The sequence below is a fragment of the Micromonospora avicenniae genome, assembly GCF_900156065.1.
In the GTDB taxonomy this organism is placed as follows: Bacteria; Actinomycetota; Actinomycetes; order Mycobacteriales; family Micromonosporaceae; genus Micromonospora; species Micromonospora avicenniae.
The window spans coordinates 633,568-656,083 of record NZ_FTNF01000001.1 but is presented as its reverse complement, the minus strand read 5'-3'; the positions used below and the strand labels follow the sequence as shown (position 1 = coordinate 656,083).

Here is a 22,516-nt window from a genome sequence, read left to right as displayed (position 1 = left end):
GCCGTACCGGCTTGGGGAGGGTCGTCATGAGGCTGCCGCGTTCGGTCGCCGGCTGGACGATCGCGGTGTTCGGCGTGCTGGCGTTGATCATGGGCGGGGTCGGGCTGCTCTGGCCGGAGGCGATGTTGCGCTCGCTCGGCTTCGAGGTGCCGGCCACCCGCGCGCCGGGCGATCACACCGGCACCTTCCTGATGGCCTCCTCGATGGCCTCGTTCAACATGGGCGTCTACTACCTGCTGGCCACCGCCACCGAATGGCGGGTCTTCTACCGCTTCACCGTGGTTTTCCGGCTCGTCACCTTCACTGTCTTCAGCATCGCGGTGCTGGCCGACATCGCGCCGGGCCGGTTCTTCGGGGTGGCGGCGTGGGAGGGCGTCGGCGCGCTGGCGACCGCCGCCGGCCTGTGGTGGGACGCCCGCCGGGCCGGTGGTGCCGGGGCGGCCGATTCGAGCGGCGGGGACGACGCCCGGGCGGCCGGCGAGGCGCCCGCAGCCGACGCGGTCCGCTGACCCGTCATTACGGTTGGGTATTTTCGAGCTGTGACCGACACCCCGTCCGGCAGCCTGCCGGCACCCATTGTGCCTGGTCTGACTGATTTACGGGTATTCGCCCGGGGTGGCTACGCCACCGTCTACCGGGCCACCCAGATCTCGGTGGGCCGCGAGGTCGCGGTCAAGGTGGAGAACCGCACGCTGGACAGCGAACGGGACCAGGCCCGGTTCCTGCGCGAGGCGCGTGCCGCCGGCCGGATGTCGTCCCACCCGCACGTGGTGGACCTCTTCGACGTCGGCGTCACCGTCGATCAGCACCCCTATCTGATCATGGAGCTCTGCGACGGATCGTACGCGGAGCGGATGCGCAACTCACCGCTGGGCGCGGCCGAGGCGCGCGACCTCGGCATCAAGATCGCGGACGCGCTCGCCCACTCGCACGAGGCCGGTGTGCTGCACCGCGACGTGAAGCCGGCGAACATCCTCCACTCGCACTTCAACCCGGCCGTGCTGGCCGACTTCGGGCTGGCCGTACTGGCCGAGGTGCGTGATCCCACGGTCACCCTGGAGGTGCTGACCCCGGCGTACGCGCCGCCCGAGATGTTCAACCACAGCCCGCCGTCGCCGGCGGTGGACGTCTACGCGCTCTGCGCCACCCTCTACGCGGTCATGCACGGTCGACCGCCGCGCTGGCAGTCCGAGCGCAACCCGAGCCTGGTCACCGTGCTGGAGATGTTCAACCAGCCGATCCCCGGGCTGCCCGGCATCCCCGACGAGCTGATCGACGTGCTGCGGGTCGGGATGGCGAACGATCCGGGCGAGCGACCCACCGCTGTCGAACTGCTCGGGCTGCTCGCCGCGCTGCCCATCGAGCCCGTCGCGACGCCGGTCAGCGGGGCGCCGGTCGGGGGAAGGCCGACCCGGGGCGGCGGGACCGGTTCCGGCCCGTACACCGCCGGCCGTTCCGGGCAGCCGACGCCCCGCCCACCGGCCGAGGACGCCCACCCCACGCTGCCCGCCCCCACCTCGACGGCCGGTCGGCGCTGGCGCCGGCGTTGGTTTTTCGGCGGCGCCCTGGTGCTCGCCCTGGCCGGTTCGGCCGCCGCCGGAGCATGGGTCGCCGACGGTACGCGGCGGCCGGAGCCGTCCGAGTCGGTGAGCCGGGCCGCCGGGCCGGCGACCGATCGCAGACTGCCCGGCTGCACCGATCCGGCCGTGGCAGTGACGCTGCCCGAGGGGGCGAAGTGCTCGGCCGGACTGGAGTGCTTCGGGCCGGTGCGGGTGCGCGGCACCCGGGCCGAGGCGACCCAGGTGACCTGCGACGGCCCACACACCTGGGAGTCGTACGCCGAGGGCGTGCTGCCGGTGCGACTGGTCGGCGCCGGCTACCCGGAGGTGACCGCGGACCCGGTCGTCCAGCAAGTGTGCAGCCCTACCACCTTCCGGCTGACCAGTCGGGTCGACTCGACCGCCGGCTGGCATCTCGAGGTGCTGCCGCCGGTGGACGGCAGCATCGACCGGACGTTCCGCTGCCTGGCGGGGCGAGGCGTCGACGCGCTCGGCGGCCCGACGCTGACCGGCCACTGAGCTCCGGCGGTCACCCCTCGTCGAGCCCGCGCCGCCGGTCACGTACCGCGCGTAGCGCGTCCCGGCTGTCCAACGCGTCGAGGGTGTCCGCGTCGATGCCGAGCGGCTCGGGTAGGGGTGACGCAGCCGCCGGTGGAGTCTCCCCCGCCGTCTCATCGTCGCTCTGACGCGCTGCGGCTACCGACACTCCGGCCACGATCGCGAACAGGACGCAGAGCAGGGCCAGCACCACGCCGACGAGATCCTGCCGCCGCCACACGATCAGCGTCACCAGCAGGCAGAGCGCGGCGACCGCCGTGACGACGGCCAGGGTCCGCGCGTCGGGCCTGGTCAACCGGTCCACCCGTCCAGCATGTCGACGGCGCGGCTGCTGTCAACCGCCGACGCGTGCGTCGCGCAGCGTCCGCGTTGCGGAAAACGTTACAGCAGAACGCCGGTTGTCGGCTTTGTGCGCGTTTTGCGTGCCGCATTCATTGCCTGCTATCCATATAGTGGCGGAAGTCGGGCGGCGTCCCGACCTTCCCTGTCGTCCACCGGAAGGCGTCCACATGCAACGACGAACCCGGTCCCTGGCCGTAGCAGGAATCATCGGCACCCTCCTCGCCGGATCGGCGGTCGCGCCGGCCGCCGCCGCGCCGGTCGGGCATGGTCGAGGATCATCGGCCACCAACGACCGGACCAGTCCGATCGAGGCCCGCCGGGTCGACCGGGTGCCCACACCCAGGCTCGACTGGTACCCCTGCTACGACTACGCCGAGTGCGCCACCGTCCGCCTCCCGCTGGACTACGACCAGCCCCGGGGCGCCACCACCGAGGTCGCCCTGCTCCGGGTCAAGGCCCGCGACCAGCAGAACCGCATCGGTAGCCTCTTCGTCAACCCGGGCGGGCCGGGCGGCTCCGGCACCAGTATCGCGCTCGCGGCCCCCTACTTCTTCGGCGACGACGTGCTGGATCGCTTCGATGTCGTCGGGGTGGACCCGCGCGGCGTCGCCAACAGCGAGCAGGTGCGCTGCTTCGCCACGGTGGGTGACCAGAGCCGGGCGTACGCGGGGCTCAACGTGGCCTTCCCGGTGACGAAGGCCGAGGAGAAGGCGTACGTGGCCTCCTCGAAGGCGGTCGGCAAGGGCTGCTCCACGACTGGTCGCCCGCTCTCCGGGGCGATGTCGACGGCCGAGGTCGCCCGGGACATGGACGTCCTGCGCCGGGCCGTCGGTGACCGCAAGCTCAGCTACCTCGGCTTCAGCTACGGCAGCGTGCTCGGGCAGTACTACGCCAACATGTTCCCCGACCGGGTGCGCGCCCTGGTGATCGACGGTGTCCTCGACCCGTACGCCTGGTTGGGCAAGGGAAAGGCCCGTGACCTGCTCCAGGAGGACCGGATGCGCAGCGCCGAAGGCGCGTACCGGGCCCTGAGCGAGATATTCGTGCGTTGCGACGCGGCCGGCCCGGCGGCGTGCCCGATCGCCGGCGGGGCGGCCGACACCTACGAGTTGGTGGCGCAGCGGCTGCGTGCCAAGCCGGTGGTGATCGAGGACCCGGATCTCGGCAGCTTCACGATCGGCTACGCCGACTTCGTCGCCGCCACGATGAGCGCGCTCTACGACCCGTACGGCTACCAGCAGGTCGCCGCCCTCACCGCCGAGCTGCTGGTGCTCACCGACCCGGCCGCGGCTGCCCCGGCCCAGGACTTGGCCCGCACCGCCGTGACCCGGCTCGCCGCCGAGGCGCGCCAGCAGGCCCGCCGGTACGACTTCCCGTACGACAACAACCTGGAGACCTTCCTCGGGGTGGACTGCACCGACGCCAACCACCCGAAGGACGCGGCCTCCTGGCCGGCCCGCGCCGCGAAGGCCGACCAGCGGGACCCGTACTTCGGCCGGGTCTGGGCCTGGGCCACGTCGCCCTGTGCCCGGAGCACCTGGACGGTGCGGGACGAGGACGCCTACACCGGCCCCTTCGACCGCCGCACCAGCGCCCCGGTGCTGGTGGTCGGCAACTACTGGGACCCGGCGACCAACTACCACGGCGCGGTCAGCTCGGCGGCACTGCTGCCGAACAGCCGGCTGCTGAGCAGTGACAGCTGGGGGCACACCGCGTACGGCACCTCGGCCTGCGCCACCGGCGCGATCGACGAGTACCTGCTCGACGGCAAGTTGCCGGCGAAGGGTACGACCTGTGTCGGCGACGCACAGCCCTTCGCCGAGGCGGCCGGCGAGCGGGCGGCCGAACGGGCGGAGACGGCCAAGCGCACCCTGGCCGACCAGGGTGCGCCACGTCGGGGCGAGCCCAAGCGGCTCCCGCCGGTCGTGGCACCGCTTCCCGCGGTGGGCGCGCTCACCGTCCGCTGAGGACCGCCGGGGTACGACGGGCGATCGGGCGCCCGCCGTACCCCGGCCCGGCGACCACCAGAAATGGACGATGGTCGCTACGCTCGGTGTCCCGCAGGCTGTACGCGTCAGCGAGGTCGCCGATGAACGAATCGTCCACCGGGCTCCGGTTCCGCTCGGTCGCCACCACCCTCTCCGTGGCGTTGACGCTCACCCTCGCCGCCGCCGCCGGTTGCGACAGCCGGCAGAAGCCGGAGCTTCCGTCGGTGCAGGAGAAGCTCCGCGAGTCTCACATCTACGGCCAGCCGAAGCTGCGGATCGGAGTGGCCAGCAACGAGCCACTGATGGGTGAGCTGCGCGACGGTGTGCATGTCGGTTTCGACGTGGAGATAGCGCGCTACATCGCCGCCTCCCTCGGCTACGAGGGCGACCAGCGGTTGGAATTCGTCCCGGTCTCCACCGAGGACCGCATCCCCGCGCTGCAGGGCGGCACGGTCGATCTGGTGGTTTCGAGCTTCTCGATGACCGAGGAGCGTAAGAAGCTGGTCAGCTTCGCCGGACCATACTTCGTCACCACGCAGGAGGCGATGGTGCCGGTCCGGCTCAAGGACAAGATCCGCACCATCGAGGACCTCCGCAACCCGGCGTACAAGATCTGCACCAGCGGTGGCTCGACCACCGAGGCGGAGCTGGAGAAGCACCAGGTCCGCACCTTCGTGGTGAAGGACGTCGGCGATTGCGTCGCCGGCATCCGGGCCGGTCGCTACGACGCGGTCAGCTCCGACGAGACGATGTTGGCCGGCTTCCTGTCCCGGCACCCGACCGAGTTCGAGATCGTCGACATGCCCTTCGGCACCAGCGAACTGATCGGTGTCGGGGTGCCGATCAGCGACCCGGCCCTCCGGGATCTGGTCGCCTTCTTCCTCGACAAGAGCTACCAGTTGGAGCGGGCCGGGCGTGCCAGCCCATGGCAGACCGCCTACAACCGGACACTCGGCCCGTGGTTGCGGGCGGAGAAGCCGCAGCCCCAGCCGCTCGAGGTGCCGAAGCTCGTCGACTTCGACGACAAGGCCCCCCGATGACGGTCCCCTCGGCGGCCACCGCCCCCGTCGGTGAACCGGGGGCGGACGACGGTGGCCGGGTCGAGGAGCCGACGGCCTGGTACGACCGCAGCTGGCCCGGCGGCGACCGGCTGGACAAGGTGGAGCGGCGGGCGCAGGCCAGCCAGTCGTTCTGGACGGCGCTGGTCGGCGTGCCGGCCGTCTTCTCCGTGCTCCGGCTCGGCGTCGAGGCCGGCGGTGAGCTGCAGACCACGTTGCTGCTGGTCGCGAACGTCGGGCCGGTGAACCTGCTCGCCGGCTTCCTCACCACCGCCGCCCGGCTGCTCGCCACCGCGCTGGTCGCCGTCTTCGCCCTGGGCGCGGTGTTCGGCGCGAGTGTGGACCGGCTACCGCCCGGCACCCGGCGTCGTCCGCTCTTCGCCCGCTGGGCCGAGATCACCCCGGCCTGGCTGGTGCTGGCGAGCTTCCTGCTCGCCCTGGTCACCTGGCCGCTGCTCTACCTGCCGCTGCTCCTCCCGGCGTTCGTGGCCGCGTTCCAGCTTCGTCCGGAACAGCTGCACGAGCGGGTCGCGCCCCGGGTGCTGCTGATCGCTGCCCTGCTCGCCGGGTACGCCTGGCTGCTGCTGCCCACCCTGCTGGACGCCGCCCGGCAGGGTAAGCCGCTGGTGGTGGCGCTGCTGGTGCTGCCGCCGCTGCTCGCCCTGAGCATCTCCGGGCCGCTGCCGCGCATCGTGATCGGGCCGCTCGCCTCACTCACCGAGGTCGCCGTGCTGGTCGTGCTGGTCTGGGCGGCCCTGCCGGTGATCAGCACACCGGTGCTGCCGCTGACCGTCACCACCGTGGGGCCGGCGAACGGCCCGACGGAGGACGTACGGGGACACGTGGTGACCACCGACGACGTGAACATGGTGATCCTGCAGGAGCAGGGCGGCGTGCGGTACGTGCCGGTCGACCAGGTGCAAGCGCAGGTGCTCTGCCCGAGCGAGGAGGAGCTGCCCCGGCACCAGCTGCGGATCCACGACTTCCACGTGGAGGATTCGCTGATGGAGGGGCTGGGTCGGCGGGTCCGCCCGGTGCACCGCATCGACGCCGCCTGCCGCGCGGTCGGCTGACCCTCCCTCAGTACGACTTCTCCTGACCGAGGACGTGCTGGGCGACGTAGTTCAGGATCATCTCCCGGCTCACCGGGGCGATCCGTCCGGCCCGGACGGCGCCGAGCAGCGTCGCCACGCCGTACTCGGTGGTCATGCCGGCCCCGCCGTGGACCTGTACCGCGGTGTCCACGGCGAGCGCCGCGGCCTCGCCGGTCGCGTACTTGGCCATGTTGGCGGACACCCCGGCCTCCAGGTCGCGCCCGGCGTCGTAGAGGGCGGCCGCCTTGTAGATCATCAACCGGGCCAGCTCCACCTGCACGGCGGCGTGCGCCAACGGGTGGGACACGCCCTGATGGGCGCCGATGCTCCGCCCACCCCAGACCTTCCGGGACGCGGTGTACGTCGAGGCCCGCTCGATCGCATACCGGCCGGTGCCCGCGCCCATCGCGGCCACCGTGATCCGCTCCGGGTTGAGCCCGGTGAAGAGCGCCGGCAGGCCGGCGTCCACCGATTCTCCGACCAGCGCGTCGGCCGGTAGCCGCACCTCGTCGAGGTAGAGCAGGAACTGGTTCTCCGGCGAAACGATCTCCATGTCCAGCTTGGATCGGGTGAGCCCCGGCGCGTCGCTCGGTACGACGAAGAGCGCCGGCTTCAGCCGTCCGGTCGTGGCGTCCTCGGTACGCGCCACGACCAGCACGTACCGTGCCTCGTCGACGCCGGAGATGAAGCACTTGCGCCCCGAGAGCAGCCAGTCGTCGCCGTCGCGCCGGGCCACCGTGCCGAGCCGGTGGAAGTTCGAACCGGCCTCCGGTTCGGTGATCGCGAAGACCACCTTCAGCGAGCCGTCGGCGAAGCCGGGCAGGAACCGTTTCCGCTGTGCCTCGGTGCCGTGCCGGTTGATCACGGTGGCCGCGATGGCGGGGGAGACCACGAGCAGCAGCAGGGGGCAGCCCGCCGCGGCCAGCTCCTCGCAGACGATCGCCAGCTCGGTGATGCCGCCGCCCCCGCCGCCGTACTCGGTGGGGATGTTCACCCCGAGGTAGCCGAGCCGTCCCGCCTCCGCCCAGAGCTCGGTGGTGTGCTCACCGGCCTTCGCCTTGGCCACGAAGTAGTCGTGCCCGTACCGGCGGCCCAGCGCCCGTACGGCGTCCCGCAGCTGCTCCTGCTCGTCGGTGAGGTCGAAGTTCATCGCACGTCCTCCAGAGGGTTGACGACGGCCAGCACGGCCCCGGTGTCGACCTGGCCGCCGGCCGGCACCGGCAGCTCCACGACCGTGCCGTCGATCGGGGCGAGCACCGGGTGTTCCAGCTTCATGGCCTCCAGGGTCAGCAGCAGGTCGCCGGTGACGACCTGCTGACCGGCCGCCACGTGTACCCGGGTCACCGTGCCGGGCAGCGGCGCCAGCAGCGAGCCGGCGGCGAGTTCGGTGGCCGGCTCGGGAAAGCGCGGCAGCTCGGTGAGGGAGACCGAACCCTCCGGGCCGTCCACGTGTACCGCCGAGCCGATCCCGTGCACCCGGTACGCGCACCGCACGCCGGCCGCGTCCAGCACGACCCGCTCGGCGGTGGCCGACACCAGCGCCACCGCGGGCCACCCGCCGTCGCCGACCGGCCCGACCGTGCCGCCTCCGCCGACCGCGCCGCCTGCGCCGGGCGGGCCCAACGCACCGTCTGCGCCGGCCGCACCGGCTGGGTCGACCGTGCCGGTCGGCGGGCCCTCCGCGCGCGGCCCGGCCGCTCGCACCGACCACTGCGCGAGTGCGCCCGTCCGGTCCAGTCGGTAGCGCACCTCGACCTCGCCGTCCGGGGCGAGCAGCCGGGTGACCTGCGGGTACGCGGGCACGTTCCGCCAGCCGGACGGGAGCCCGGCGAGCACCGGGGCGCTCGCCCGCCGGCCGGCCGCCGAGGCCAGCGCCGCGGCCAACGCGTACAGCGGCATCCGATCGGACGGCACCAGCGGTGCGAACAGCTCCGGATGCCGGTCGAGGAAACCGGTGTCGACCTCGACAGCGGCGAACTCCGGGCTGCGCAGGACCCGGACCAGCAGGTCGCGGTTGGTGGTCACCCCGTGCAGCTCGGCGCGGGCCAGCGCACCGGCCAGTGCCCGCGCCGCCTCGCCCCGGGTCGGCGCCCAGGAGATCACCTTCGCCAGCATCGAGTCGTAGTGGACGGCGACCGCCGAGCCGTCGACCACGCCGGAATCCAGCCGCAGCCCAGCGCGGGTCAGCTCGCCGAACTCGGCGGACACGCCCGGAACGGCGAACCGGTGCAGCACACCGGTGGCCGGCCGGAAGCCCCGGGCCGGATCCTCGGCGCAGAGCCGCACCTCTACGGCGTACCCGCTGGTCTTCGCGTACACGGCCTCCTCCGGCAGCGGCTCACCGGCGGCGACCAGCAGTTGCAGCCGGACCAGGTCCAGCCCGGTGCACAGTTCGGTGACCGGGTGCTCGACCTGGAGCCGGGTGTTCATCTCCAGGAAGTGGATGTCTCCGCCGGGCGTCAGCAGGAACTCCACCGTGCCCGCGCCCACGTAGTCGACGGCACGACCGGCGGCCACCGCCGCCTCGTGCAGCCGCTGGCGCACCTCGGGCGGGACGACGCCGGGCGCCTCCTCGACGATCTTCTGGTGCCGGCGCTGGATCGAGCACTCCCGCACGCCGAGGGCGGCGACCGTACCGAACGTGTCGCCGAAGATCTGCACCTCGACGTGCCGGCCCCGCTCGACGTACCGCTCGATGAAGACCGTGCCGTCGCCGAACGCCGCAGCCGCCTCGCGACGCGCGGAGGCGACGGCCTCGGCGAGCCCGGCCGCTTCGCGGACGACGCGCATGCCGCGCCCTCCGCCGCCTGCGGCCGCCTTCACCAGCACCGGAAAGTCGGTGACCTGGTCGAGGTCGGTCCAGGTCGGCAGCATGGGTACGCCGGCATCGGCGAGCAGCGCCTTCGCGGCCACCTTGTCGCCCATCGTGGCGATCGCCTTCGCCGACGGCCCGACCCAGGTCAGGCCCGCGTCGATCACCGCCGCGGCGAATTCGGCGTTCTCCGCGAGGAACCCGTAGCCGGGGTGGACCGCGTCCGCACCGGTCCGGCGGGCCGCGTCCAGGATCAGGTCGATCCGCAGGTACGTCTCGACCGGGCTGTTCCCCGGCAGCCGAACCGCCCGGTCCGCCTCGGCGACGTGCGGCGCGTCGGCGTCCGCGTCGGAGTGCACGGCCACCGTCTCGACGCCGAGCCGACGGCAGGTGGCGAAGACACGGCGGGTGATCTCGCCCCGGTTCGCCACCAGGAGCCGGTTGATCATCTGGGGGCCTGCCTTTCGTTCGCGACGGCGGGACTCCGCTGCGCCGCGTTCCTCGCGCTCACGCCGATCACAGCCGGAAGACGCCGAAGCCGTGCGCGCCCTGCACGGGTGCGTTGTGGACGGCGGACAGGCAGAGGCCGAGGACCGTACGGGTGTCCCTGGGGTCGATCACCCCGTCGTCGTAGAGGCGGCCGGAGAGGAACAGCGCTCCGGACTGGGACTCGATCTGCTGCTCGACCATCAGCCGCATCGCGGCGTCGGAGTCCTCGTCGTACGGCCGGCCCCGGGCGGCCGCGGCCTGCCGGGCCACGATCGAGAGCACCCCGGCGAGCTGGGCCGGCCCCATCACCGCCGACTTGGCGTTCGGCCAGGTGAAGAGGAACCGCGGCTCGTACGCCCGCCCGCACATGCCGTAGTTGCCCGCACCGTACGAGGCGCCCAGGTTGACCGTCAGGTGCGGCACCGTCGAGTTGGAGACCGCGTTGATCATCAGGGCGCCGTGCTTGATGATTCCGCGCTGCTCGTACTCGGTGCCGACCATGTAGCCGGTGGTGTTCTGCAGAAAGAGCAGCGGGGTGTCGGACGCGTTCGCGAGCTGGATGAACTGCGCCGCCTTCTGCGCCTCCTCGCTGAACAGCACGCCCCGGGCGTTGGCGAGCACCCCGACCGGGTAGCCGTGCAGCTCGCCCCAGCCGGTGACCAGCGCGCGGCCGTACGCCGGTTTGAACTCGTCGAACTCGCTGCCGTCCAGGATCCGGGCGAGCACCTCGCGCGGATCGAACGGCACCTTCAGGTCGGAGCTGACGATGCCGAGCAGCTCCTCCGGGTCGTACTTCGGCGGCTGCGGCGACGGGTCACGCGGCCCGGGGCCCTGCTTGCGCCAGTTCGACCGGCGTACGCACTGCCGGGCCAGCCGGATGCCGTCCCGCTCGTCGGCGGCGAGGAAGTCCGCGAGCCCCGACGTTCCGGCGTGCATCGCCGCGCCGCCGAGTGACTCGTCGTCGGTGACCTCGCCGGTGGCCATCTTCACCAGCGGCGGCCCGGCCAGGTAGACCTGCGACCGGTCCCGGATCATGATCACGTGGTCGGACATCCCCGGCACGTACGCGCCACCCGCGGTCGCGTTGCCGAAGACCACGCTGACCGTGGGGATCCGCGCCGCGGAGAGCCGGGTCAGGTCACGGAACACCCGGCCACCCGGGATGAAGATTTCCGCCTGGGTGGGCAGGTCGGCTCCGGCCGACTCGACCAGGTTCACCATCGGCAGCCGGTTGGCGAGCGCGATCTCACCGGCCCGCCGGGTCTTGGCCAGCGACCACGGGTTCACCGCGCCACCGCGTACCGTCGGGTCGTTCGCGACGATCAGGCACTCGACGCCCTCGACCACACCGATGCCGGTCACCACGCTCGCCCCGACCGGGAAGTCGGTGCCGTACGCGGCCACCGGCGACAGCTCCAGGAACGGACTGTCCGGGTCGAGCAGCAGTTCGATCCGTTCCCGGGGGAGCAGCTTGCCCCGGGCGTGGTGCCGGGCCACGTACTTCTCGCCACCCCCGGCCCGGGCCTGGTCCACTGCGGCATCCAGCTCCGCCAGCCGTTCCAGCAGCGCCGCCCGGTTGCCGGCGAAACCCGGCGAGGACGGATCGATGGTGCTGCCCAGTACGGTCACAGCCCCATCCCCTTCGCGATGATCTCGTTCATGATCTCGGTGGTGCCGCCGCCGATGCCGAGGATGCGGGCGTCCCGGTAGTGCCGTTCCACCTCGGCGTCGCGCAGATAACCGAACCCTCCGTGCAGCTGGAGCGCCTGGTCCACCACCTCGGCACAGGCGGCCACCGCGACGTTCTTGGCCATCGCCACCTCGGTGACCACCGGCTCGCCGGCCGCGACCCGAGCCGCCACGTCGTGCACGTACGCGCGGGCCGCCTCGGCGCGAGTGTGCATCCCGGCCAGCCGGTGCCGGACGAGTTGGCGGCTGACCAGCGGCCGGCCGAACGTGGAGCGGTCCCGGCACCAGCGCACGGCCAACTCGACGCAGCGCTGGGCGATCGCATACGCCTGCGTGGCGAGCGAGATCCGCTCGGCGGCGAAGTGCTGCATGATCGCCAGGAAGCCGGTGTCCTCCGCGCCGATCCGGTTAGCCACCGGCACCCGTACGTCGACGAAGGACAGCTCGGCGGTGTCCGAACAGTGCCAGCCCAGCTTCTCCAGCCGGCGGCCCACGGTGAGGCCAGGTGTGCCCTTCTCGATCACCAGCAGGGTGAGCTCACCGCTGCCCGGGAAGTCGGTGCAGACCGCGGTGGTCACGAAGTCGGCCCGGACGCCGCTGGTGATGTAGGTCTTCGACCCGTTCACCACATAGTGGTCGCCGTCCCGCCGGGCGGTGGTGCGGATCCCCGCGACGTCCGAGCCGCCGTCCGGCTCGGTGATCGCCAGCGCGCCGATCATCGTCCCGGCCAGGGTCGGGCGGACGTACCGGTCGACCAGATCGTCGTCGCCCGGGGCCGGGACGGCGCCGAGCCGGCCGCCGAGCGGACCGCCGGTCCGGTTGCCGCCGGCGGCGACCATGTGCGGCAGCGCGATGCCGTGCGTGAAGAGCGCGGCGACCAGCCCCGACGAGCCCCCGGACCGGATGATCTCCTCGGTCACGATGATCGTGTCGAGCAGGTCGCCGCCGCTGCCCCCGACCGACTCGGGGAACCCGACGCCGAGCAGGCCGATCTTCGCGGCGGTGGCGTGCAGGTGGCGCGGGACCTCACCGGCCCGCTCCCAGTCGTCCAGGTACGGCAGCACCTCCCGGGCGACGAAGGCGCGGGTCAGCTCACGCAGCTGGCGCCGTTCCGGCGTGTCCACGATGGTCATGCGGTCGCCTCCAGGATCGGCAGGTCGATGATCCGCGAGCGGAGCAGCTCGCCGAGCGCCTTGGCCTGCGGGTCGAAGCGGGTGGACGCGGCTACTCCCTGCCCGAGCAGGCCCCGGATCACGAAGTTGACGGCGCGCAGGTTCGGCAGCTCGTACCGCTCGACGGTCAACGTGGCGGTCTCCGGCAGCAGCTCGGCCAGCCGCTCCACGGTCAGCCAGCCGCGCAGCCAGTCGTATGCCGCGTCGCCGCGGGTCCAGACACCCAGGTTCGCGTCACCGCCCTTGTCTCCCGACCGTGCCCCGACCAGCTCGCCGAGCGGACCACGGCGGGTGCGGTGCCCGGAGAGCGGTGTTGCCGGCGCATCCGGTTGCGCGGCGCTCTCCGGTGGACGGGTGTCGGGCGGCGGCGGGATCGGCACGTGGCTGCCGTCGGGGAGCACCGCGGTGTGCGGCACCGCGTCCTGCGGCACGAACTCCGCGGTGAACACCCCGTACGGCGTCGCGTCGCCGGGTGGGGTGGTCAGGGTGCATCCCGGGTAGGAGGCGAGCGCCAGCTCCACCGCGGCCGCCGAGAACGCCCGCCCGGCCCGTGCCTTGTCGCCGTCGCGCAGGTGTACGTGCAGCAGCGCGCTCGCCGTCTCCGTGTCGGCGGAATCGGGATGGTCGGTGCGGGCCAGGCTGAACTCCAGCCCCTCCTTGCCCACCGAGGACTCCAACTGGCCGCGGACGAGGGCCGCCTTGGCCGGGATGTCCAGCCCGCAGAGCACGAACGTCATCGAGTTGCGGAAGCCACCGAGGTTGTTGACGCCGACCTTGAGGGTGGCCGGGGGCGGTGTCCCCTGTACGCCGGTGACCCGCACCCGGTCCGCGCCGTCGGCGTGCAGGGCCACCGTGTCCAGCCGGGTCACCACGTCCGGCCCCAGGTACGCGGGCCCGCCCACCTCGTAGAGCAGTTGCGCGGTGACGGTCTCCACGGTCACCGCGCCGCCGGTGCCCGGGTGTTTCGTGACGACGCACGAGCCGTCCCGGTGCACCTCGGCGATCGGGAAGCCGGGACGGTGGCCGCCGTCGGGCAGTTCGGTGAAGAAGCTGAAGTTGCCGCCGGTGACCTGCGCGCCGCACTCGATGAGGTGCCCGGCGACGGTGGCGCCGGCGAGTGCGTCGAGGTCGTCGCGGGTCCAGCCGTACCGGGCGATCGCCGGACCCACCACCAGCGAGGCGTCGGTGACCCGGCCGGTGACCACCACGTCGGCTCCGCCGTCGAGGCAGGCGGCGATCCCGAACGCACCCAGGTACGCGTTGGCGGTGAGTGCGTCGGGCCGGTGCAGCGCGTCGCCCTCGACGTACCCGACGCGGACGGCGAGGCCGAGCCGGTCGGCGAGCGCGTCGATCGCGGCGGCCAACCCGGCCGGGTTCAGCCCGCCGGCGTTGGTCACGAGCTTGACCCCGCGTTCGAGCGCGGTGCCGAGGCAACCTTCGAGTTGCCGGAGGAAGGTCCGGGCGTACCCGAGCGAGGGGTCGCGCATCCGGTCCCGCCCGAGGATCAGCATGGTCAGTTCGGCCAGATAGTCGCCGGTCAGCACGTCCAGTTCGCCACCGTCGAGCATCTCCCGCCAGGCGGTGGAGCGGTCACCGTAGAAGCCGGAGGCGTTGCCGATGCGGATCACACCGGCACCCCGTTCGAGCCGGCAGCGCGGGTCTGCGGCCCGCCTGCGGGTGGCGGGTCCAGCGGCGGCCGGCCGGCACCGGGTGGGCCGGCGAACGCCTGCGCCACGTCGAGCCACTCGTCGGCGACCGGGCCGGTGACGGTGAGTGCCAGATCGGCCCGGTGCCGGCGCTGGGTGACCAGCAGGCAGAAGTCCCGCGCCGGCCCGGTGACCCGGTCCGTGCTCTCCGCGGGGCCCCAACTCCAGGTTTCGCCGCCCGGCCCCGCCAGTTCCACGCGCACGGGCGTCGCCGGCACGGGCCGGCCGTGGGCGGCGAAACCGTGACCGAGGGTACGCACGCCGAGGTGGGCGACGTGCCGGAGCCGATGGGTGTCGGGCCGGCGTACGTCGAGTGCGTCGGCGATGTCCTCGCCGTGCGCCCAGGTCTCCATGATTCGGGCGGTGACCATCGAAGTGGCCGACATCCGGGTGCCGTACCAGGGCAGCTTCTCCCCGGGCGGAACGAGGGCGAGGACGGCGGCCAGTGCCGCCCGGCCGCTGCGCCAGCGGGGGAGCAGGTCGGTCGGCGGGGCGAGGAACTCCTCCGCGCCGTGGTCGACGAGTCGGGCCGGGTCCGGGGCGGAGGCCACGGACGCGAAGAAGGCCTCGGCGTCGGTGGCGGCGAGTAGCGCCACATGGTCGGTCCAGGCGAGGTGGGCTACCTGGTGAGCGACGGTCCAGCCGGCCGCCGGGGTGGGGCGGGCCCAGTCCGCCGGCGGCAGTGGCCGGACGAGTGCCTCCAGCGCCTCGGACTCCCCGGCCAGGTCGGCGAGCAGGTCCGACAGGTCGACCATGGTGCCTCCGGTCTGGTCATGCCCCGACGCGGGGGCAGGTCAGGGCGTGAGGAGCGTGGAGAGTTGCTGCTTCCAGGTGGCGAGCAGGGCGGTACGGCGGACCGTGTCGTCGGTGAGCAGGTTGGCCACGCCCAGCCCGCGGAGCAGGTCCAGGGTGGCCTGCACCGCCTCCCGTACGCCGGGACGTCGCTCGTCGACGCCGAGCAGTGCGACGGTGAGCCGGTGCATCTCCCGGCCCACCCGGGCTTCCAGCGGCACCAGTGCCCGACGCAGCTCGGGATCGGTGCGGGCGGCGACCCAGAGTTCGAGTGCGGCCACGAAGAGCGGACCGGTGAACGCCACGCCGAGCAGGTCGATCACCCGGTCGAGCCGCTGCGGCCCGGTCGGTAGCGCCTCCGCCTCGGCACGCAGCTCGGCCGCGCGGCGCTCGGCGAGGTGGTCGACGGCTGCGGTGACCAGAGCGGCCTTCGTCGGGTAGTGGTGCAGCTTGCGCGCCGCGCGAAACCCCGGCCCGTGCCGCGACCAGGGTGGTCGTGGTGCCCGCCCAGCCATGCTCCACCAGGCATTCGACTGTCGCCTCCAGCAGTCGCGCCTGGGTGGCGCGGCTGCGTTCCTGTTGAGGGACGCGGATCGATGCGGTGGACACGGGGACAGCGTGCAAGCCGCGAAACAAACAGTCAAGCTTGACTTTTTCGTCCGTGCGATCGGCCCGTCCACGCGGGTCGCCGGTCGGCGCCGCCCGAGACCGAGTGCTGCTGTGCGAAGCCTTTGGAACTGATGTCGTAGGCGAGTCAGCGCGCAGCCGTTGGGAGGTCAACGGCATGCCGGTGTGCCCAGCCGTTGCCGGTGCTGCGTCGCTTTGGGAGTGTTGCCTCGCTGTGGGCGGTGCCGCTTCGCCCTTGGGAGTGTTGCTTCGCCGTGGGCGGTGCCGCAACGTCGTGGCCGGTGCTGCGTGCAGCCGGCAGGCGGCGGCCGTGACGCGCAGACCGAGGCGTTGTAGCGACCTCCCGGCCGACCGCGTCCAGGACACCACGCTCCCCGTGCGCGCTATGGCGGCTTCGAGCTCACCACGACCGACCGGCAGGCGACCAGGAACCGTTCTGCAGAAGCGGGCCGAGCGGGTTGCTTAGGCATGGGACGGCAGGAGATTTCCGGGCCCTCCGACCCCGGCTTCCCGGCTCCGGCTCTGGCCCTCCGGCTCCGGCCCTGGCCCTCCGGCTCCGGCTCTGGCCCTCCGGCTCCGGCCCTGGCCCTCCGGCTCCGGCTCTGGCCCTCCGGCTCCGGCCCTGGCCCTCCGGCCCTGGCCCTCCGGCTCCGGCCCTGGCCCTCCGGCCCTGGCCCTCCGGCTCCGGCCCTGGCCCTCCGGTCCCCGGTCCGATGTCCTAGACGATTCAGATCCAAAGGCAGCTCGCACCATGTCCCTACGCCCTTCGTCGGGTCGTCCGGCGCGCTGTTCGGAGAGAGCTGGGACCGGCCCGCTCAGCGGCCGTCGCGGGGAGCGAACACCGCGAGCGCGTCGGCGTCGCTGTGCCGGGAGCGCAGGTACTCGTCGGCGAAGCCGGCGGCGTCCGGGTACGTCGACTCGGCGGCCACTCGGGCGCAGGCCGCGTCCACGTCGAAGTCGGTGCGGCGCAGCTGCACACCCGGACCGAGCAGCGCCCAGTAGGCGCCGGGCCCGCCGTACGGCATCCCGACGCTGCCGGGATTGACCACCAGCCGCCGGTCGACCAGCCGGGTGAACGGCATGTGGGTGTGCCCGCAGACCACCGTGCGTACCTCTGGCGGTACGTCGGCGAAGACCTGCGCCCAGCGCGCCATCCGGGTGTCGACCAGCACGACCTCCTCGTCGTCCCGAGGCGTGGCGTGGCAGAAGAGCACCGGACCCAGGCCGTCGATGGTGATCGTCACAGTGCTGGGCAGTTGCGCCAGCCGGTCGACCTGATCGTCGCGGAGCTGAGCCGCCGCCCAGTTCGAGACCTCGAACGGGATGCTGCGCCCCGCCCGGGCCTCCACCAGTTCCCGGTCGGCGTTGCCGCGTACCCAGCAGGCCCGGTCGCCGAGGTCGGCGAGCCGGTCGAGCACCTCGACCGGCTGTGGGCCGGCGGCGATGTCACCGGTGAGCACGATCAGGTCGGCGGCCGCCACGTCCGGCTCGGCCAGCACGGCCTCCAACGCGGGAAGCACACCGTGGATGTCGGAGAGGACGGCGACGTTGGTCAGCATCGCCACAGAGTGGCGACCCGTCCGGGCGAAATCCAGGGATTCTGCGCCGGGCAGACACGTCCCGCGCCAAAACGGCCCGAACCGGCGGAGCGGTCCGGGCCGTAGCGGCCGAAGTCAGACGCGCGCGCGGCGGGCCAGGCGCTCCGGGTCCAGGATGATGATGCTCTTGCCGTCCAGGCGCAGCCAGCCCCGCGAGGCGAAGTCCGCCAGCGCCTTGTTGACCGTCTCCCGGGAGGCGCCGACGAGCTGGGCGATCTCCTCCTGGGTGAGGTCGTGGGTGACCCGCAGCACGCCGCCGTCGCGGGTGCCGAACCGGCCGGCCATCTGGAGCAGGTTCTTCGCCACGCGGCCCGGCACGTCGGTGAAGATCAGGTCGGCCAGCGAGTCGTTGGTCCGGCGGAGCCGGCGGGCCAGCACCCGGAGCAGCTGCTCCGCGATCTCCGGCCGATTGGCCAGCCACGGCCGCAGCGCCTGCTTGCGCAGCCGGACCAGGCGGGTGTCGGTCACCGCGGTAGCCGTCGCCGTGCGGGGGCCCGGGTCGAAGAGTGACAGCTCGCCGACCATGTCCGACGGGCCCATCACCGCGATCAGGTTCTGCCGGCCGTCCGCCGCACGGCGGCCGACCTTGATCTTGCCGGACAGCAGAATGTAAAGACTGTCGCCGGGCTCGCCCTCGTTGAACACGACCTCGCCCTTGCGGACCTCGATCGTCTCCATCTCCTTGGCGAGCGCCTCGGCAGCCTCCGGGTCGACACCCTGGAAGATCCCGCTGCGGGCCAGTACCTCGTCCATCGCGCACCTCCGGTTGCGCGTTGCCGTCCCTCGGCCGGGTCCGCCGTCCGCTGGTCCCTCGCGCGCCGACAAGTCTAGGCGCACGTGAGCCGGAATCAGAGGTGGCCCCTGGAAACGTGATCGTTGGGCGTAATCGGTACGTTTCGCCTGGCCAGATGGTCACCGTCCGCCGACCGTCGGTACCTGTCCGGACCAGTCGGGCCGTAGGGTCACCGGGTGCTGAGCGAGCCGTTGCTGACCACCCGCCACGAGGACGGGCTCGACGTTCCGTTGCTGGTGTGGCGGGCCACCGACCCGCTGCGCGCGGTCAGTTCCGCGTCGCTCGGTGGCGGGATCGGCGTACGCCACTGGGTCGTGAACGCGACGGTGCCGATGTCGTACGACCGGGACGACCCCGCGGTCCACCTGGCCGCGCTCGCCCACGGGCTCGGGCTGGACGGGCCCGGGGTGGGGCTGCTGACCGGTGTCGACGTCGCCGAGGTGGTCGCCCGGACGGACGGCGGCGTGCGGGTCTGGGCGACGGTCGGGCTCGGCACCCCGATCCGAGCCGCCGAGCCGGCGCCGGTGGCGCTCGGCGAGCGGGTCGGCACCGTCAACATCGTGGTGTACGTGCCGGTACGGCTCAGCGACGCCGCCCTGGTCAACGCGGTCGCCACCGCGACCGAGGCGAAGGCGCAGGCGATCACGGAGCTGGGCCTGGCGGCCACCGGCACCCCGACGGACGCGGTCGCCGTGCTCTGCCCGGTCGACGGCCCCGAATTCGCCTACGGAGGGCCCCGCTCGACGTGGGGTGCGCCGCTCGCCCGTGCGGTGCACGCGGCCGTGCTCGCCGGCGGGTCCGGCGCCGTCGTGCCCTGGTCAGACCGTCTGAACGGCTGAACTTCCGTCCGATCGGCCGTCGTATCGGCGAAACCCGCCCGGTAGGGTCGCCAGCGATGTACGCTGCCGCGCGCTCCTCGCGCCTCCCCTCATACCGTCGCCGGATCACCCTCGTGTTCGGCGCGCTGCTCGCGCTGCTCGTGGCGGGCTGCGCCGAGACCGTCGCGGCTCCCGTCTGGCAGGCCGGTGCGGGTGGCGGGGCCACCGGTGCGCCGGTGACCACCCCCTCGGCGAGCGGCTCCCCGGCGGCGGGCGAGATCGTCTCGCTCTCCGCGACCGGCGACATCATCATGGGTAACGCCCCGAATCGGCTGCCCCCCAACGGCGGCAAGGGCTTCTTCGCCTCGGTCACCAAGGCGCTCGCCGCCGGCGTGGTGATGGGCAACCTGGAGGAGCCGTTGACCGTGGACACGGGCACCGGCAAGTGCGGCGCCGACTCCACCCGCTGCTTCCAGTTCCGCGCCCCGCCGGAGTACGCGGCCCACCTGCGCGACGCCGGGTTCGACCTGCTCAACCAGGCCAACAACCACGGCTACGACTACGGTCCGAAGGGCTACGAGAACACCCAGCGGTCCCTGGAGAAGTACGACCTGGCGCACACCGGCGCGCCGGACCAGATCACCGTCGTGGAGAGCAACGGCGTCAAGATCGCCGTTGCCGGCTTCTCGTCGTACGTCTGGTCCAACAGTGTTGTGGACATCACCGCCGCGAAGAAGGTCGTCGCGAAGGCGGCCACCATGGCCGACCTGGTAGTCGTGCAGGTGCACATGGGGGCCGAGGGTTCGGACAAGACCCGAGTCCGGCCCGGCACCGAGATGTTCCTGGGGGAGAACCGGGGCGATCCGGTCAAGTTCGCCAAGGCGATGATCGACGCCGGGGCCGACCTGATCGTCGGGCACGGCCCGCACGTGCTGCGCGGAATGGAGTTCTACAAGGGCCGGCTGATCGCGTACAGCCTGGGGAACTTCGCGGGCGGGGGCAACTCGCTGAGCAACAACGGTCGTCTCGGTTGGGGTGGCGTCCTCAAGGTGTCGCTGCGCTCCGACGGCAGCTGGGCGGGCGGCTCGTTCACCTCGACGTACATGAACGGGGCCGGCAAACCGACCCTCGACCCGGACGACCGGGGCCTGGGACTGGTGAAGCAGCTCACTCGCAGCGACTTTCCGAAGACCGGCGCCCGCCTCGACGATGCCGGCAAGATCACACCACCTGACGCCTGACGCCCGCCCGGCGACGTACGCTGGCCGTCGTGACCCGTAGCTCCCCCGGTGCCAGCGAGACCGACCTCGGGCGGAAGCGGCGCGCTCGGCGGATCGGCCGGGTGCTCGCCGAGACCCATCCCGACGCGCACTGCGAACTGGACCACTCCAGCGCGCTGGAGTTGGCCGTCGCCACGATCCTCTCGGCGCAGACCACCGACAAGAGGGTCAACGAGGTCACCCCGAAGCTCTTCCTGCGCTACCCGACCGCCGCCGCGTACGCCGCTGCCGACCGGGGGGAGATGGAGGAGCTGATCCGGCCGACCGGCTTCTACCGGAACAAGACCGACTCACTGATCAAGCTGGGACAGGCGCTCGTGGAGCGGCACGAGGGCCGGGTGCCGGGCAGGATGATCGACCTGGTGGCGCTGCCCGGAATCGGTCGCAAGACCGCCAACGTCATCCTCGGCAACGCGTTCGACGTGCCCGGGATCACCGTCGACACCCACTTCCAGCGCCTGGTGCACCGCTGGCGGCTCACGTCCGAGACCGACCCGGTAAAGATCGAGCATGCGGTCGGCGCGCTCTACGAGAAGCGTGACTGGACCATGCTCTCCCATCGCGTGATCTTCCACGGCCGTCGCGTCTGCCACGCGCGCAAGCCCGCCTGCGGGGCCTGCACGCTGGCGAAGCTCTGCCCGTCGTACGGCACCGGGCCGACCGACCCGACGGTCGCGGTCAAGCTGCTCAAGGGCCCCCGGGCCCGTGACCTGGCGGTCGCCGCCGGAATCGACCCGCAGCTGGTGCCGGTCCAGGCGGTCACCGCGGAGGTGCCATGAATCGCCGTATCGCCGTACTGCTCCTGCCCCTGCTGGTCGCCGCCGCGGCGGGCTGCACCGCCACGGGCACGGAGGAACCCGCGCCGCCCCGGCCGCGGGCCGAACGGCCGTCACCGTTCGAGGACTGCGCGAGGCTGACCACCCCGGCGACCCCGACCGCCGGTGCCGGGACGCCGAGCGCCGCAACCGACGCGAACGGTCACACGGGAGATCCGCTGCCCGAGCTGACCCTCGCCTGCTTCACGGGCGGGGCGCCGATCGCGCTCCGCGACGTACGCGGACCCGCCGTGATCAACGTTTGGGCGTCCTGGTGCCCGCCCTGCCGTAAGGAGTTGCCCGCCTTCCAGCGGCTGAGCAAACGGGCCGGTGACCGGATCCACGTGATCGGGGTGAACAGCCAGGACAGCCGCAGTGCGGCCCAGTCCATCGGCGAGGACCTGGGTATCGGCTTCCCGATGCTGGTCGACCAGGGCACCGCCCTGCAACGGGCGCTGAACCGTAACGCCTTCCCGCTCACCCTCCTCGTCGACGCGCAGGGCCGGGTCGTGCACACCGACGCGTCCGGCGCGCTGGACGACGCAAGCCTCGGCGAGCTGGTCCGTGAACACCTCGGGGTGGCGGTGCCGGCGTGACCCGGAGACCACCGGAGTGGATGGCGCCGCTGCTCGACCGGCTCGGCACGGCCCGGGCCGAGGACTTCACCCGGCTGGCGACGCCGGAAAGCGGTGGGCGGGAGAGCGCCGTGCTGGTGCTCCTCGGCGAGCAGGCCGACACCGGCCCGGACGTACTGATCCTGCAACGGGCGGCCACCCTGCGGACCCACGCCGGTCAGCCCGCCTTCCCGGGCGGTGCCGCGGACCCGGAGGACGCCGACGCCCGGGCGACCGCGCTGCGCGAGGCGAACGAGGAGGTCGCCCTCGACCCGCGTAGCGTCACCGTCCTGGCCGAGCTGCCGAAACTCTGGATCCCGGTCAGCGACTTCGTGGTGACCCCCGTCCTCGCCTGGTGGCACGCGCCGCACCCGGTGCACCCCTGCGAGCCGGCCGAGGTGGCACACGTGGCCCGGCTGCCGATCGCCGAACTGGTCGACCCGGCGAACCGGGTCCGCGTACGCCATCCGAGCGGCTGGATCGGCCCGGCCTTCGCCGTACGCGGCATGCTGGTCTGGGGCTTCACCGCCGGGGTGCTGAGCACCCTGCTCGACCTGGGCGGCTGGTCCCGGCCGTGGGCCCCGGGGCGGATGGTCGAGCTGCCGCCCACCGGGGCGACGCCGGCCCCCTCCGCGGGCACCGACGAGGTCGACGAGACGTCCGTACGCTGACCGCACGGTCACCTTCCGCAAGCGGTGGTCATCCGACGGGC

19 protein-coding genes and 1 pseudogene are annotated in these 22,516 nt (G+C 72.6%); 10 read left to right on the top strand and 10 right to left on the bottom strand.

The features are described from left to right. The first annotated feature begins 26 nt into the window (after positions 1–26). Both BXA10_RS03075 and BXA10_RS03070 read left to right on the top strand, forming a co-directional pair. Positions 27–509, top strand: coding sequence for a hypothetical protein (locus BXA10_RS03075; protein WP_076467199.1), 483 nt, complete (start codon positions 27–29; stop codon positions 507–509). A gap of 30 nt (positions 510–539) precedes the next feature. After that, on the top strand, positions 540–2,078 hold the full coding sequence (locus BXA10_RS03070) for a serine/threonine-protein kinase (RefSeq protein WP_076467197.1): 1,539 nt from the start codon (positions 540–542) through the stop codon (positions 2,076–2,078). Positions 2,079–2,088: 10 nt separating this feature from the next. On the opposite strand, the gene BXA10_RS03065 is transcribed toward BXA10_RS03070, so the two are convergent. Next, positions 2,089–2,412 (bottom strand): hypothetical protein, encoded by a 324-nt coding sequence (locus BXA10_RS03065; protein WP_139337866.1) that lies wholly within the window; start codon positions 2,410–2,412, stop codon positions 2,089–2,091. A 214-nt stretch (positions 2,413–2,626) separates the two neighbouring features. On the opposite strand from BXA10_RS03065, the gene BXA10_RS03060 reads away from it, so the two are divergent. The 3 genes from BXA10_RS03060 to BXA10_RS03050 all read left to right on the top strand — a co-directional run bounded on the left by BXA10_RS03060 (position 2,627) and on the right by BXA10_RS03050 (position 6,578). Beyond that, positions 2,627–4,426 (top strand): alpha/beta hydrolase, encoded by a 1,800-nt coding sequence (locus BXA10_RS03060; protein ID WP_076467193.1) that lies wholly within the window; start codon positions 2,627–2,629, stop codon positions 4,424–4,426. Between the two features lie 122 nt (positions 4,427–4,548). Then, on the top strand, positions 4,549–5,487 hold the full coding sequence (locus BXA10_RS03055; protein ID WP_076467191.1) for a transporter substrate-binding domain-containing protein: 939 nt from the start codon (positions 4,549–4,551) through the stop codon (positions 5,485–5,487). After that, positions 5,484–6,578 carry a hypothetical protein gene (locus tag BXA10_RS03050; RefSeq protein WP_076467189.1) on the top strand — a complete coding sequence of 365 codons (1,095 nt, stop codon included), beginning with the start codon at positions 5,484–5,486 and terminating at the stop codon, positions 6,576–6,578. Before BXA10_RS03055 ends, BXA10_RS03050 begins: the two co-directional genes overlap by 4 nt. 7 nt (positions 6,579–6,585) lie before the next feature. On the opposite strand, the gene BXA10_RS03045 is transcribed toward BXA10_RS03050, so the two are convergent. The 9 genes and pseudogenes from BXA10_RS03045 to BXA10_RS03005 all read right to left on the bottom strand — a co-directional run bounded on the left by BXA10_RS03045 (position 6,586) and on the right by BXA10_RS03005 (position 18,237). Then, positions 6,586–7,749, bottom strand: a complete 1,164-nt coding sequence (locus tag BXA10_RS03045) for an acyl-CoA dehydrogenase family protein (protein WP_076467187.1) — start codon at positions 7,747–7,749, stop codon at positions 6,586–6,588. Continuing rightward, positions 7,746–9,860: an acetyl/propionyl/methylcrotonyl-CoA carboxylase subunit alpha gene (locus BXA10_RS03040; RefSeq protein ID WP_076467185.1), complete on the bottom strand. Its 2,115-nt coding sequence runs from the start codon at positions 9,858–9,860 to the stop codon at positions 7,746–7,748. The genes BXA10_RS03045 and BXA10_RS03040 overlap by 4 nt, the downstream gene beginning before the upstream one ends. Before the next feature lie 67 nt (positions 9,861–9,927). After that, a complete protein-coding gene (locus tag BXA10_RS03035) occupies positions 9,928–11,529 on the bottom strand; it encodes an acyl-CoA carboxylase subunit beta (protein ID WP_076467183.1) in 1,602 nt (533 codons plus the stop codon). Beyond that, the gene (locus BXA10_RS03030) at positions 11,526–12,722 is read right to left on the bottom strand and encodes an acyl-CoA dehydrogenase family protein (protein ID WP_076467181.1); all 1,197 of its coding nucleotides are present in this window, start codon (positions 12,720–12,722) and stop codon (positions 11,526–11,528) included. Before BXA10_RS03030 ends, BXA10_RS03035 begins: the two co-directional genes overlap by 4 nt. Beyond that, the gene (locus BXA10_RS03025) at positions 12,719–14,329 is read right to left on the bottom strand and encodes an acyclic terpene utilization AtuA family protein (RefSeq protein WP_245828112.1); all 1,611 of its coding nucleotides are present in this window, start codon (positions 14,327–14,329) and stop codon (positions 12,719–12,721) included. The genes BXA10_RS03030 and BXA10_RS03025 overlap by 4 nt, the downstream gene beginning before the upstream one ends. A gap of 56 nt (positions 14,330–14,385) precedes the next feature. Continuing rightward, complete coding sequence (locus BXA10_RS03020) at positions 14,386–15,222, bottom strand: TIGR03084 family metal-binding protein (RefSeq protein WP_076467177.1); 837 nt, start codon at positions 15,220–15,222, stop codon at positions 14,386–14,388. Between the two features lie 39 nt (positions 15,223–15,261). Further along, a pseudogene (locus tag BXA10_RS03015) lies at positions 15,262–15,868 on the bottom strand (TetR/AcrR family transcriptional regulator). Positions 15,869–16,701: 833 nt separating this feature from the next. Continuing rightward, positions 16,702–17,445: a metallophosphoesterase family protein gene (locus tag BXA10_RS03010; protein ID WP_076467175.1), complete on the bottom strand. Its 744-nt coding sequence runs from the start codon at positions 17,443–17,445 to the stop codon at positions 16,702–16,704. A gap of 114 nt (positions 17,446–17,559) precedes the next feature. Then, positions 17,560–18,237 (bottom strand): Crp/Fnr family transcriptional regulator, encoded by a 678-nt coding sequence (locus BXA10_RS03005; RefSeq protein ID WP_076467173.1) that lies wholly within the window; start codon positions 18,235–18,237, stop codon positions 17,560–17,562. Between the two features lie 216 nt (positions 18,238–18,453). On the opposite strand from BXA10_RS03005, the gene BXA10_RS03000 reads away from it, so the two are divergent. From BXA10_RS03000 to BXA10_RS02980, 5 genes are read left to right on the top strand one after another with little or no spacing between them, the layout of a single operon-like run. Beyond that, entirely contained in the window at positions 18,454–19,116 is a 663-nt protein-coding gene (locus tag BXA10_RS03000; RefSeq protein WP_076467171.1) for an adenosylcobinamide amidohydrolase, read from the top strand. A gap of 56 nt (positions 19,117–19,172) precedes the next feature. Next, positions 19,173–20,336, top strand: coding sequence for a CapA family protein (locus tag BXA10_RS02995; RefSeq protein ID WP_076467168.1), 1,164 nt, complete (start codon positions 19,173–19,175; stop codon positions 20,334–20,336). Then, positions 20,333–21,154 carry an endonuclease III gene (nth, locus tag BXA10_RS02990; protein WP_139337865.1) on the top strand — a complete coding sequence of 274 codons (822 nt, stop codon included), beginning with the start codon at positions 20,333–20,335 and terminating at the stop codon, positions 21,152–21,154. The genes BXA10_RS02995 and nth overlap by 4 nt, the downstream gene beginning before the upstream one ends. Then, the gene (locus BXA10_RS02985; protein WP_076467166.1) at positions 21,151–21,786 is read left to right on the top strand and encodes a TlpA family protein disulfide reductase; all 636 of its coding nucleotides are present in this window, start codon (positions 21,151–21,153) and stop codon (positions 21,784–21,786) included. Before nth ends, BXA10_RS02985 begins: the two co-directional genes overlap by 4 nt. Next, entirely contained in the window at positions 21,783–22,475 is a 693-nt protein-coding gene (locus BXA10_RS02980) for an NUDIX hydrolase (RefSeq protein WP_076467165.1), read from the top strand. The genes BXA10_RS02985 and BXA10_RS02980 overlap by 4 nt, the downstream gene beginning before the upstream one ends. The last annotated feature ends 41 nt before the right edge of the window (positions 22,476–22,516 follow it).

Bases quoted from the DNA above. Each gene is read 5' to 3' on its own strand.
- BXA10_RS03005 (WP_076467173.1), bottom strand. From the start codon at position 18,237: ATGGACGAGGTACTGGCCCGCAGCGGGATCTTCCAGGGTGTCGACCCG.
- BXA10_RS03075 (WP_076467199.1), top strand. From the start codon at position 27: ATGAGGCTGCCGCGTTCGGTCGCCGGCTGGACGATCGCGGTGTTCGGC.
- BXA10_RS03045 (WP_076467187.1), bottom strand. From the start codon at position 7,749: ATGAACTTCGACCTCACCGACGAGCAGGAGCAGCTGCGGGACGCCGTA.
- BXA10_RS03060 (WP_076467193.1), top strand. From the start codon at position 2,627: ATGCAACGACGAACCCGGTCCCTGGCCGTAGCAGGAATCATCGGCACC.
- BXA10_RS03050 (WP_076467189.1), top strand. From the start codon at position 5,484: ATGACGGTCCCCTCGGCGGCCACCGCCCCCGTCGGTGAACCGGGGGCG.
- BXA10_RS02995 (WP_076467168.1), top strand. From the start codon at position 19,173: ATGTACGCTGCCGCGCGCTCCTCGCGCCTCCCCTCATACCGTCGCCGG.
- BXA10_RS03040 (WP_076467185.1), bottom strand. From the start codon at position 9,860: ATGATCAACCGGCTCCTGGTGGCGAACCGGGGCGAGATCACCCGCCGT.
- BXA10_RS03010 (WP_076467175.1), bottom strand. From the start codon at position 17,445: ATGCTGACCAACGTCGCCGTCCTCTCCGACATCCACGGTGTGCTTCCC.
- BXA10_RS03025 (WP_245828112.1), bottom strand. From the start codon at position 14,329: ATGCTCGACGGTGGCGAACTGGACGTGCTGACCGGCGACTATCTGGCC.
- BXA10_RS03030 (WP_076467181.1), bottom strand. From the start codon at position 12,722: ATGACCATCGTGGACACGCCGGAACGGCGCCAGCTGCGTGAGCTGACC.
- BXA10_RS03055 (WP_076467191.1), top strand. From the start codon at position 4,549: ATGAACGAATCGTCCACCGGGCTCCGGTTCCGCTCGGTCGCCACCACC.
- BXA10_RS03020 (WP_076467177.1), bottom strand. From the start codon at position 15,222: ATGGTCGACCTGTCGGACCTGCTCGCCGACCTGGCCGGGGAGTCCGAG.
- BXA10_RS02985 (WP_076467166.1), top strand. From the start codon at position 21,151: ATGAATCGCCGTATCGCCGTACTGCTCCTGCCCCTGCTGGTCGCCGCC.